Raw genomic sequence first — 1,362 nt, 5'->3', positions numbered from 1 at the left:
CCCCCCCCCCCCCCCCCCGCCGAGGAAGACCTTCGACCGCTCCTTGATCATCACGGTGTGGTCCGACATGCCGGGGACGTACGCCCCGCCCGCCGTGGAGTTGCCGAAGACGACGGCCACGGTGGGGATGCCGGCCGCCGAAAGGCGGGTGAGGTCGCGGAAGAGCGCCCCGCCCGGGATGAATATCTCCTTCTGCGAGGGCAGGTCGGCGCCCCCGGACTCCACCAGGCTGACGCAGGGCAGCCGGTTGGCGAAGGCGATCTCGTTGGCGCGCAGGGCCTTCTTCAGCGTCCAGGGGTTGGAGGCGCCGCCGCGTACGGTCGGGTCGTTGGCCGTGATCAGGCACTCCACGCCCGCCACGATCCCGATGCCGGTGACCAGGGACGCCCCCACCGTGTGGTCGCTGCCCCAGCCGGCGAGCGGGGACAGCTCCAGGAACGGGGTGTCCGGGTCGACCAGCAGCTCGATCCGTTCCCGGGCGAGTAGCTTGCCGCGCCCCCGGTGCCGGGTCACGTACTTCTCGCCGCCGCCCGCGAGGGCCTTCGCGTGCTCGGCGTCCAGCTCCTCAAGTCTGGCCAGCATGGCCGCACGGTTGTCGGCGTATTCGGCACCGGCGGTGTCGAGTGCGGTGGGCAGGACGGTCATGCGGGCACCTCCGTGGAGTCGTCCAGCAGCGTCACGGGGACGGGCAGGCACCGGGAGCGCAGCCACTCCCCCACCGCCTTGGCCTGCGGGTCGAAGCGGGCCTGCGCGGCGACGCCCTCGCCGAGGAGACCGGGGACGACGAAGTTCAACGCCCGCAGGTTCGGCAGGACATGGCGTACGACGGGGAGGGCGGCGGTCTCCGGCAGCAGTTCCCGCAACCGTTCGACGGTCAGTTCATGGGCCAGCCACCGCCAGGCGTCGTCGCTCCGCACCCAGACGCCCACGTTGGCGTCGCCGCCCTTGTCGCCGCTGCGGGCGCCCGCGACCAGGCCGAGCGGGACGCTGCGGGTGGGCCCCGCGGGCAGCGGCGCGGGCAGCGGCGGCTCGTCGACGGGGGCCGGCTCCCGGTACCGTCCGGCGGCCGGGACGCGCTCCCTCCGCCCGTCCGGAAGGACCGCCACGTGGGCGACCTCGCCGGCCGGTACGGTTCCGGCCTCGAACACCCCGTAGGGGGCGCCCTTTCCGGGTGGCGCGGTGACGTGGAAGCCCGGGTAGCTGCCGAGGGCCAGTTCGACGGCCGCCCCGGAGACCGCGCGGCCGACCGTCTCGGCGTCCTGGTCGCGGACGACCAGCCGGAGCAGGGCACTGGCCGTCTCCTCGGTGGGCGCGTCGGGCCGGTCGGTGCGGGCCAGCTCCCACCTGTCTCTTATACACATC

At 74.1% G+C, this 1,362-nt stretch carries 2 protein-coding genes; both read right to left on the bottom strand.

Features of this window, described 5'->3' with window-relative positions; genetic code table 11:
* The coding region (locus IH13_RS0105870) for a carboxyl transferase domain-containing protein (RefSeq protein ID WP_031081603.1) at nucleotides 1–645 on the bottom strand (645 nt) is incomplete at its 3' end.
* The coding region (locus tag IH13_RS0105865; protein WP_420713342.1) for an AtuA-related protein at nucleotides 642–1,362 on the bottom strand (721 nt) is incomplete at its 5' end. The genes IH13_RS0105865 and IH13_RS0105870, both read right to left, overlap by 4 nt.

Source organism: Streptomyces sp. NRRL WC-3549 (assembly GCF_000721935.1).
Classification (GTDB): domain Bacteria; phylum Actinomycetota; class Actinomycetes; order Streptomycetales; family Streptomycetaceae; genus Streptomyces.
This window is presented reverse-complemented; position numbering and strand designations above follow the sequence as displayed.